Raw genomic sequence first — 9,036 nt, 5'->3', positions numbered from 1 at the left:
TCGCTGGACCGGGCCCGCGAGTTCCTGGTCGCCGGCGGCCCGAGCGACTACTTCCCACCGCTGGGCGCCTCGGTCGTGCTGACCAGCCTCGCCGCGACCGCCCTCACCTGGCGCAATCGGCGACTGCGGTGGTACGTCGCGGCAGCCGCGGTGGTCTTCATCGCCTGCGAGTTCCTGTTCTCCGTGGTGTTCTTCTGGCCGCGCAACGAGATCATGTTCGTCGACCCGGTCGGCACGCACTCCCCGGAGTATCTGCGCCAGGTCGCCGAGGAGTTCGTCGCCGGCCACTGGGTACGCCTCGCCGGTGGCGCGGTGACCTCCGCGCGGGCGTTCACCGCCCTGCTGCGTTTCGCCCGGGAGACCGCACCGGTACGGGGCGAGCGATGAGCGCCGCGCGGCGTACTCTCGGGTTCTCGTGGCCGGCCCTGGTCGGGCTCGCCGCGTTGGCCGTACCGCGGGTGATCCTGCACGACCTGCACGTCGTGGAGGGAGGGCGGCCAGCCGCCGTGCTGCTCGCGGTCGTACCCCTGATCTGTTGGGTGGCCGTCGTGCTGTGGCGGCGTCCGCCGCGTCCGTTCCTGACGGTGGTGGTGATCGGGGCGGTCCACGGTGTTCTTCTCGCGGTTGGTCACCAGGTGCTGTGGGACGAGGCGTTCGGCGCGACCGAGCCGAGACTCGGCACCTTCGACCCTCGGGCGCAGGAAGCGATCCTTCGGGTGGCGGCGGTGTTCTCCAGTCTCGTCACCGGGGTGCTCACCGGGGTGGTGGCCGGGGCGGTGGCGGCGGCGCTGAGGCGCTTCGTCATGGGGTCGCGGCGAGCCGCCGAGCAGCCGGTCGAGCAGACGTGGGGCGGCCCGGACGACGCGCGGGGGACTCGGCCACCGCACTGCTGACCGGTCAGAGCATCTCGGTGCGGTATTCGGGAGCCAGGTCGGCCGCGCGTCGCCGACGCTCTGCCAGCTCGTCATCGGTGAGCTGCGGCGGCGGTGCGTCTTTACCGGCAACCACGTCGCCGACGCGGAGGAAGTATTCGTCCTGTCCCGCAGGGGTGCAGACGCACAACATGCGGGCGGGCGCGCCGGAGCTGTTGCGGAAGTTGTGCGGCGCGTTGGCCGGGATGTTCACTGTGGAACCGGCGCGGACGAGGTGCCTCTCCCCGCGGAAGGTGAACTCGATCTCGCCTTCGAGGATGGTGAACATCTCCTCGAAGTCGTGCCGGTGCGGTGGCGGTCCTCCGCCGTCGGGGATCCGCATGTCGATGAGGCAGTACTGCCCGTGGGTCTGCTCGCCGGTGACCAGCATGGCGTAGGTGCCTCCGGCGAGGGAGAGGTAGGTGGTCGCGGGGTCGTCGGGGTCGGCCACCGTCAGCGTTCGGTTCGGATCGTCGTCCGGGATGGTCGGGGTGGCCCGGTTGCGGTCGGTCATGCGGCTGTCCCTCCTGCTGTGGCTGCGCGAGATGAACGGCGCATGTTCCCTCGTCGCCGCGCTGCCTGGCCCTTACCCCGGATCCGGGGACTTCTCTCCTCACGAGGTGATGAATGAACCGGCCTCGCGGCGACGGCTCGTTCGATTGTCGGGGGTGAGGCCAATCCGGTGCGCGTCCGCTGACGCAACTCCTTCCGCTGCCGCGTCGTTGGTGCGACCAGGGGCGGATGGAGGCGGTCGATGGCGGCGGGGCGGGGTGCCGGGCTGCTGCGTCCGCCGACGAGTTCGGGCCGTGCGACGTTCCTGGAGCTGTTCTTCGATCTGGCGTTCGTGGTGGCCCTCACCCGGGTCTCGCAACGGTTCGCCGGACTCGGCGAGGACACCGGCTGGACGCTGGTGCTGGGGTTCGGGCGGACGCTCCTGCTCTTTCTGGCGCTCTGGCTGATCTGGTCGCACACCGCCTGGATCACCAGCCGTTACGAACCGGAGCAACCGGTCATTCAGGCCGTCGTGGTCGGCACCATGTTCGCCGGCCTGATCATGGCGGTGACGTTGCCGAGGGCGATGGAGGAGCGGGCGCTGCCGTTCGCTGCCGCGTACCTGATGGTGATGGTGGTGCGGCCGTTGGTGATCGCCGCCGCGCTGCGTGGCCATCCGCGACGGCTGGTGCCGTTCCGGCTTGCCGTGTGGGCCTCGGCGAGCGCGCCACTGTGGTTGGCCGGCGCGCTGGGTCCGGACGACCTCCGCCTGCCGCTGTGGGTTGCCGCTGTCGCTGTCGACTACGTCGCGTGGGCCCTGGGTTGGCCGCTGCCCTGGCTCGGGGCCTCGAAGGTGGCCCGGTGGCGGATCGCCGGGACGCACCTCGCTGACCGGTATCAGCAGATGTTCCTCATCGCACTCGGTGAGTCGATTCTGGTCATCGGCGTGGTTTTCAGTGGCACGGACTATGCGGCGGACCGGGCAACTGCCTTCGCTGTCGCGTTCGCGACCAGCGCGCTGCTCTGGCGAATCTATTTCCACTGCGCGGGTCTGCTCCTGACCGATGCGTTGGACCGGGTGGCCATGCCCGCTCGGCTGGGCACGGCGTTGGAACGGACGCACCTGTTGCTCGTGCTCAGCGTGCTCGTCACGGCGGTCGGCTACGAGTTGGTGATCGATGATCCGTTCGGGCGGCCGAGGCCCAATTGGCTGCTGTTCGTGGTCGGCGGTCCGATGCTCTTCCTCGTCTCCCGTGTCCGGTTGGAGTACGAGATCTTCGGGAGGGTGTCCCGGTCCCAGCCGATCGGACTGGTCGCTCTGCTGCTGTGCACGCCGGCGCTGGCCCACTGGGCGCCGATGGTCGGGCTGAGCGTGGTGGCCGGGGTGCTGGCCCTGGTCGCGCTTGTCGACGCGTGGTGGCGGCGGGGGCGACCGATGGAGGCTCCCGGGTCACCGACCGGAGGGGAGAAGCCCGACGTCGGCGATTCCGAGGCGTGACGCGGCAGCGGCCCCCCGCCGGGCCCCGGCAGCTGTCCTAGTACTATTAGGCAGTAACCTGATAGTGCTAGGCAGCTGGGGGAGGGGTCATGGAGAAGCGAGGGCTCACGCCGGAGCGTCTGACCCGAGCGGGGGCGGAGCTGGCCGACGAGGTCGGCTTCGACGAGGTCACCGTCTCGGCGCTCGCCCGGCGGTGCGGCGTCAAGCTCCCCAGCCTGTACTCGCACCTGAAGAACTCACATGACCTCAGGGTCCGCATCGCGCTGTTCGCGCTGGACGAACTCGCCGACCGGGTGGCCGATGCCGTCGCCGGTCGTGCCGGCCGGGATGCCCTGGCCGCGTTCGCCGAGGCCTACCGCGACTACGCCAGGAAACACCCGGGCCGTTATGCCGCCGCTCGGCTCCGGCTCGATCCGGAGACGGCAGCCGCGAGCGCCGGCGTCCGGCACGCGCAGATGGCCCGGGCGATCCTGCGGGGCTACGGGTTGAACGAGCCGGACGCGACGCACGCGGTCCGCCTGCTGGGCAGCGTCTTCCACGGCTTCGTCAGCTTGGAACTGGCCGGCGGTTTCGCGCACAGCGCCCCCGACGAGCGGGAATCCTGGGACTGGATCGTGGATTCACTCGACGCGCTGCTGCGCAGCCGCAGCGGTTCCTGACGGGGTGAAGGGCCGCCCGTCCGCGCGTGGTTCGCGGCGCGGCGCGCCGACGAACACCGACATCCCTCGAAAGGCTTGAGGCAATGACCACCGATCATCGATGGACCACCCCGATCACTGCGGACCTGCTGCGCGGCGCCGTCGACCTGGAGACCACCACGCGCGGTCTGCTGCCGCATCGGCTGACCGCGCGGGCGCGCCGGCAGATCCCCGACGACCAGTTGGCCATGGCCGAGGCCCAGCCCTCCGGTGTGCGACTGGTCTTCCGGACCCGGGCCACCACCATCGAACTGGACACGCTGCCCACCAAACGGGTCTACCAGGGCTTCCCGCCGCCCGCGGACGGCGTCTACGACCTGCTGATCGACGGCCGTCTGGCCGCGCAGGCCTCGGTGTCCGGCGGCAACGTCCGGACCGTCACCGACATGTTCACCCAGACGTCGGTGCTCGCCGAAGGACCGGCCGGCACCGCTCGCTTCGCCGATCTGCCCGCAGGTGAGAAGGACGTCGAGATCTGGCTCCCGCACACGGAGATCACCGAGTTGATCGCGCTGCGCACCGACGCGCCCGTCGAGCAGAGCCCGCCCAGCCGCCGCAGGACGTGGCTGCACCACGGCAGTTCCATCAGCCACGGCTCGAACGCCGGTCATCCCAGCGCCATCTGGCCGGCGCTGGCCGCCGCAGCGGGCGGCGTGGAGCTGGTCAACCTGGGGTTCGGGGGGAGCGCGCTGCTCGACCCGTTCACCGCCCGCGCCATGCGGGACATCCCCGCGGACCTGATCAGCGTCAAGATCGGCATCAACATCGTCAACAGCGACGCGATGCGGCTGCGCGCCTTCACCCCCGCGGTCCACGGTTTCCTCGACACCATCCGGGAGGGGCACCCGAGCACGCCACTGCTGGTCGTGTCCGCCATCCTGTGCCCGGTCCAGGAAGACACGCCCGGCCCTCTCGCACCGGACCTCGACGGCGGGAGGCTGCGGTTCACGGCCACCGGAGATCCGGCCGAACGCAGCGCCGGGCGGCTGACCCTCACCATCATCCGGGACGAACTCGCCAAGATCGTTCAACAGCGGGCCGCCGACGACCCGAACCTGCACTACCTCGACGGACGTGACCTCTACGGCGAATCCGACTACGCCGAATTTCCCCTCCCCGACGCGGTCCACCCCGACGGTGCCGGACATCGCCGCATCGCGGAGAACTTCGCGCGGCTCGCGTTCGGCGACGGCGGGCCCTTCGCCACGAAGACCCGATAAACCCTTCGAGTACGCGGACAGCGGCCGGCCCAGGCCCGCGACGTGCCGGCCCGGACGCGGGTCGACTCTGGGTGAACAGAACGATCGGTCTTGACGATCGGGGCGCCGTTCGCTACCGTTCTCAGAGACAGAACGTTCGTTCCGCCTAGCGGCAGTTGACTGTGCGGCGGTGACCGAAGGAGAGCGCCATGCCCACCAAGATCACTCTGATCATCGGGAATCCCGCCAACCCGGACGAGTTCGAGAAGGTCTACGCCGACGTACGCCGGGCCGCGGAGACGTTCCCGAAGCTTCAGCGGGTCGAGTCGGCCAAGGTGTGGCCGAAGGAGGACGGCACGCCCACCCCCGCGTACCGGACGCTCGACCTCTACTTCGCCAGCTACGAGGACGCCTCCGCCGCGGTCGCGACGCCCGCCGCCGGCGCCGTCTTCGGTGGGCTCCAGGGCGCTCAGGTGGAGATCACGGGGCTGTTCTCGGACGTCGAATAGCCCCGCCCCTCCAGGGGCCCCGCACCCCGCTGAACGTCAGTTCGCTCCGGAATCCTCGAGAGGATGACATGACCACCGTTGCCGTTCCCGGCATCTCGACGACGGCCGCCGCCCTGCGGCGGTTGTACTTCGGCCGCTTCGCCTTCGCCATCGTCTGGGCTGCCGTGACCTTCCCCCTCGCGAAGCACCTCAACCCCCTCACCGCCACGCTGCTCGTGCTCTACCCGCTGTTCGACGTGGCCGCCGCCATCGTCGACGTCCGCGCGTCGCGGGCCACCGGATCGCCCACCCTGCTGTACGTGAACGTCGCGATCAGCCTGCTCGCCGCGGTCGGCCTGGGCATCGCCGGTACGTCCGGCGTCCCGGCGGTCCTGCGGGTCTGGGGTGCCTGGGCGGTCGTGGCCGGGCTGGTGCAGCTGATCGTCGGCGTCACCCGCCGTAAGATGGGCGGCCAGTGGCCGATGATCATCAGCGGTGGTCTCTCCGTACTCGCCGGTGGATCGTTCATCGCGGCGGCCTCGGCGGACAACCCGGCCCTGACCAACGCGATCGGCTACGCCATCCCCGGCGCCATCTTCTTCCTCATCGCAGCCATCCGCCTCGGCCGCACCGCGAAGGGCAACTGACATGGAGAGCGCCACCTACGACGTCGTTGTCATCGGCGCGGGACCGGTGGGGGAGAACGTCGCCGACCGCGTCGTGCAGGGCGGCCTGACCGCCGCGATCGTCGAGCGGGAACTGGTGGGTGGCGAATGCTCCTACTGGGCCTGCATGCCGACCAAGGCGTTGCTGCGCAGCCAGACCGCGCTGCGGGCGGCCCGCCAGCTGCCGGGTGCGCGCGAGGCGGTGACCGGCGAACTGGACGCGGCGGCCGTGCTGCGCCGCCGGGACTCCATCGTGTCGCACTGGACGGACGACGGGCAGGTGTCCTGGCTGAACTCGGCGGGGATCACGCTGTATCGCGGCCAGGGACGGATCAGCTCCGACCGGACCGTCGAGGTGACCGGCGCGGACACCGCCCCGACCTTGCTCACCGCCCGACACGCTGTGGTCATCGCGACCGGCAGTAGCGCCCTGCTGCCGGACGTCTCCGGTCTGGGCGAGGCGGCACCGTGGACCAGCCGGGAGGCAGCCGCCGCGAGCCAGGTGCCCGGGCGGCTCGCCATCATCGGTGGTGGCGTGGTGGCCACGGAGATGGCGACCGCGTACGCGGGCCTCGGCTCGGCGGTGACGGTGCTCGCCCGGGACGGACTGCTCACGCGGGCGGAGCCGTTCGTCGGCGAGCAGGTCGCGCAGTCCCTGCGGGAAGCCGGCGTGTCGGTGCGTCTGGCTGCCGAGGCCGCGTCGGTGAGCCGCGACGGCGACGGCACCGTGCACATCACGCTCACCGACGGCGAACAGGTCGACGCCGACGAGGTCCTCGTCGCGATCGGCCGTACGCCGAACACCCAGGACGTCGGCCTCGACCGGATCGGCCTGAAGCCGGGTGCCTGGCTCACTGTCGACGACACCCTGCGGGTGCTCGACGACGCCGGGGCGTTGATCGGCGACGGGTGGCTGTACGCGGCCGGCGACGTCAACCGGCGGGTGCTGCTGACCCACCAGGGCAAGTACCAGGCTCGCGCGGTGGGTGACGTCATCGTGGCGCGGGCCACCGGCGAGGCGGTGGACGACCGCCCGTGGGGTCGGCACGTCGCCACGGCCGACGCGCGCGCCGTGCCGCAGGTCGTCTTCACCGACCCGGAGGTCGCGTCGGTGGGGCTGACCGCGGCCGCCGCCAAGGCGGCCGGGCTGCGGATCCGGGTCGTCGACTACGACCTGGCCGCCGTCGCCGGGTCCACGCTGCATGCCGAGGGCTACCAGGGGCACGCCCGCATGGTCGTGGACGAGGAGCGGCGGGTGATCGTCGGCTTCACCCTCGTCGGCCCGGACGTCGCGGAACTGCTGCATGCCGCGACGATCGCCATCGTCGGCGAGGTCCCACTGGACCGGCTGTGGCACGCCGTGCCCGCGTACCCGACCGTCAGCGAGGTCTGGCTGCGCCTGCTGGAGGCGTACGGCCGCTGAGCTGAGCCGTCGCGGTCGTGCGCGCCGTCACGGGCCGCGCACGACCGCGGCGGACTCTTGGCGGCTACCGTGCCGCCTGACGCTGCGCGTTGATCCTGAGGAGCCCTTGGATGCCACTCAGGAACGTCTCGGACACCATCGTCGGGTCGGAGAGGCATCCGGCCGCCATGGCGCCGTCGCGGAGCATGACGAAGTGACGCGCCGCGGGATCCGCCGTTTCTTTGTCGACCTGCGCCATGAGCATGGTGATGGTGTCCAGGAACCACTGCCGGTGGGCCATGAGTTCCTGGTGCACGGGATGGTTCGCGTCGGGATATTCCGCCGCGGCGTTCAGGAACGCGCACCCCCGGAACCCGGGGGACTGGATGTTCTGCGCGATGGAACCGGCGATGGCCAGCAGCGGACCGACCGGCGACCGGTTGGCGGCGAGAGCCTCGTCCACCATGCCGCGCTCCATCTGCTGCACCTCACGCAGGTAGGCCAGAATGAGGTCGTCCTTGCTGGGAAAATGTCGATAGAAGGTGGCCCTGGTCACCTTCGCCTCGGCGATGATCCGGTCGACGCCGACGGAGTGGATGCCCTCCGTGTAGAAGATCCTGGTCGCCGTGCGGAGCAGCCTGAGTCGTGCCTCAGAGGGCCGGGCCTCGGGTTCTTCGCGCGTCATCCACCCATCTTAGCGAATAGAACGTTCGGTCGCGCCGCGTGACGTGTAGACCGGCGCCGCTCAATTCCTCGATCTCGGCGACAGTGGCCAGACAATGCTGGATTCTGAATGCGGCAATCCGCCGGATCCGGGATGCGCGGCTGATGCGCGCGGCCCGGTCGATTCGGCTCTTCGCGCCAGCCCTGGCGAACGGCGAGGCACCTCGAAAGGAATCCCAGATGAGCATTGCTCCTGACATGTCTGCCCAGGGTGCGGGGATGCCGACAGTGGTGCTGGTCCACGGGGCATTCGCCGGCTCGTCGAGTTGGAACGGGGTGATCGCCGACCTCAAGCGTCGGGGCTATCCGGTCATCGCCGTCGCCAACCCGCTGCGCGGTGTGCAGAAGGACGCCGCGTACGTTCGGGCTCTCCTGGACAGCTTGCCCGGTCCGGTCGTGATGGCCGCCCATTCCTACGGCGGGCTGGTCATGACCGAGGCCGCGGACGGTGCCGCCAACGTCAAGGCTCTGGTGTACGTCGCCAGCGTGAGCCCGGAGGCGGGCGAGAGTGTGATCGGGTTGCTCGGCAAGTACCCCGGAAGTCAGCTCGCAACGAGCATCGCGATGGTCGAGATCCCCGCCGACGGGGGCGGCACGACAATGGATCAGTACATCCTGCAGGACAAGTTCCCGGAGGTGTTCGCCGCCGACGTCGACCGCGGCACCGCCGAGATCATGGCGGCGACGCAGCGACCGGCCTCGGCGAGCGCCCAGGAGGAGAGCGTCACCAGGGCCGCCTGGAAGACCATCCCCTCGTGGACCATGGTCACCACCGAGGATCAGGGCATCCCGCCGGACCTGCAGCGTTTTCTCGCCGATCGGGCGGGGTCCACGACGGTGGAGATCGCCGCCTCCCACGCTGTGGCGGTCTCCCGACCCGGCGCGGTCGCCGACCTCATCGACAGCGCCGCCCGCGCCACCCTGAGTGAGGGGTGGACGGCGTCGGGAGCCAGTGGCCGG

Annotated in this window: 11 protein-coding genes; 9 read left to right on the top strand and 2 right to left on the bottom strand. The window is 70.4% G+C overall.

All coding sequences use genetic code 11. The features are described 5' to 3' along the window. Window positions 1–387: anthrone oxygenase family protein (locus KBX53_RS12730; RefSeq protein WP_210859337.1), on the top strand; the 387-nt coding region annotated here is incomplete at its 5' end. Continuing rightward, complete coding sequence (locus tag KBX53_RS12725) at window positions 384–893, top strand: hypothetical protein (protein ID WP_210859335.1); 510 nt, start codon at window positions 384–386, stop codon at window positions 891–893. The genes KBX53_RS12730 and KBX53_RS12725, both read left to right, overlap by 4 nt. Before the next feature lie 4 nt (window positions 894–897). Here the strand turns inward: KBX53_RS12725 and KBX53_RS12720 are convergent, their stop codons facing one another. Next, a complete protein-coding gene (locus tag KBX53_RS12720; RefSeq protein WP_030328307.1) occupies window positions 898–1,425 on the bottom strand; it encodes a cupin domain-containing protein in 528 nt (175 codons plus the stop codon). A 240-nt stretch (window positions 1,426–1,665) separates the two neighbouring features. Here KBX53_RS12720 and KBX53_RS12715 point away from each other — a divergent pair, with 240 nt between their 5' ends. The 6 genes from KBX53_RS12715 to KBX53_RS12690 all read left to right on the top strand — a co-directional run bounded on the left by KBX53_RS12715 (window position 1,666) and on the right by KBX53_RS12690 (window position 7,374). After that, window positions 1,666–2,901: a low temperature requirement protein A gene (locus KBX53_RS12715; RefSeq protein WP_210859327.1), complete on the top strand. Its 1,236-nt coding sequence runs from the start codon at window positions 1,666–1,668 to the stop codon at window positions 2,899–2,901. 89 nt (window positions 2,902–2,990) lie between these two features. Further along, window positions 2,991–3,560, top strand: coding sequence for a TetR/AcrR family transcriptional regulator (locus KBX53_RS12710; protein ID WP_210859322.1), 570 nt, complete (start codon window positions 2,991–2,993; stop codon window positions 3,558–3,560). Window positions 3,561–3,643: 83 nt separating this feature from the next. Beyond that, complete coding sequence (locus KBX53_RS12705; RefSeq protein WP_210859321.1) at window positions 3,644–4,819, top strand: GDSL-type esterase/lipase family protein; 1,176 nt, start codon at window positions 3,644–3,646, stop codon at window positions 4,817–4,819. Between the two features lie 188 nt (window positions 4,820–5,007). Next, window positions 5,008–5,307 carry a hypothetical protein gene (locus KBX53_RS12700; RefSeq protein WP_030328301.1) on the top strand — a complete coding sequence of 100 codons (300 nt, stop codon included), beginning with the start codon at window positions 5,008–5,010 and terminating at the stop codon, window positions 5,305–5,307. A 68-nt stretch (window positions 5,308–5,375) separates the two neighbouring features. Then, the gene (locus tag KBX53_RS12695; RefSeq protein WP_030328299.1) at window positions 5,376–5,933 is read left to right on the top strand and encodes a hypothetical protein; all 558 of its coding nucleotides are present in this window, start codon (window positions 5,376–5,378) and stop codon (window positions 5,931–5,933) included. Window position 5,934: 1 nt separating this feature from the next. Next, a complete protein-coding gene (locus KBX53_RS12690) occupies window positions 5,935–7,374 on the top strand; it encodes an NAD(P)/FAD-dependent oxidoreductase (protein ID WP_210859320.1) in 1,440 nt (479 codons plus the stop codon). A 64-nt stretch (window positions 7,375–7,438) separates the two neighbouring features. On the opposite strand, the gene KBX53_RS12685 is transcribed toward KBX53_RS12690, so the two are convergent. Continuing rightward, window positions 7,439–8,038, bottom strand: a complete 600-nt coding sequence (locus KBX53_RS12685; protein WP_210859319.1) for a TetR/AcrR family transcriptional regulator — start codon at window positions 8,036–8,038, stop codon at window positions 7,439–7,441. Between the two features lie 218 nt (window positions 8,039–8,256). On the opposite strand from KBX53_RS12685, the gene KBX53_RS12680 reads away from it, so the two are divergent. Beyond that, the coding region (locus tag KBX53_RS12680; RefSeq protein ID WP_247675527.1) for an alpha/beta fold hydrolase at window positions 8,257–9,036 on the top strand (780 nt) is incomplete at its 3' end.

This window comes from Micromonospora sp. M51 (assembly GCF_018070305.1).
GTDB lineage: Bacteria > Actinomycetota > Actinomycetes > Mycobacteriales > Micromonosporaceae > Micromonospora > Micromonospora parva.
This window is presented reverse-complemented; position numbering and strand designations above follow the sequence as displayed.